Annotated in this window: 1 pseudogene; it reads left to right on the top strand. The window is 82.3% G+C overall.

The features are described 5' to 3' along the window. Positions 1 to 434 (top strand): annotated as a pseudogene (locus NOD94_RS41305) (hypothetical protein); the annotation flags it as partial.

Here is a 434-nt window from a genome sequence, read left to right as displayed (position 1 = left end):
GCCGCCGCCGCGAAGGTGGCCGAGGAGCGCGGGGCGGCGGCCGGTACGGCGCCGCCGCCGGGCATCCTGCCGCCGGTGCGGCCGACGGGCGCGAACCTGCCGCAGGGGTACGCGTACCCGTACGGCGGCCCGGATGACGGCGCCGCGGCCATGCCCTGGCACGGCGCCACCCCGCGCCGGCAGCCGCCGCGGCAGCAGACTCCGGAGCCGCCGCACCGGGAGCACCCGGAGTCGTCGTGCGAAGAGTTCTCGGAGCCGTCGTACGACGAGCCTCCCGAGTCGGAGCCGGAGGCCCCGGCGGGCGAACCGGCCAGGCCCGCGCTGCCCGCCCGGCTCGCGCTGCCCCAGGGCTACCGCCAGGCCGAGACCCCGGGCCGGGGCGAGGTCCGGGCCCCGGCCCGGCCGCGCCCCGGCGCGGGCCTCCCGGTGCCGTC

This window comes from Streptomyces sp. Isolate_45, assembly GCF_024721315.2.
In the GTDB taxonomy this organism is placed as follows: domain Bacteria; phylum Actinomycetota; class Actinomycetes; order Streptomycetales; family Streptomycetaceae; genus Streptomyces.
This window is presented reverse-complemented; position numbering and strand designations above follow the sequence as displayed.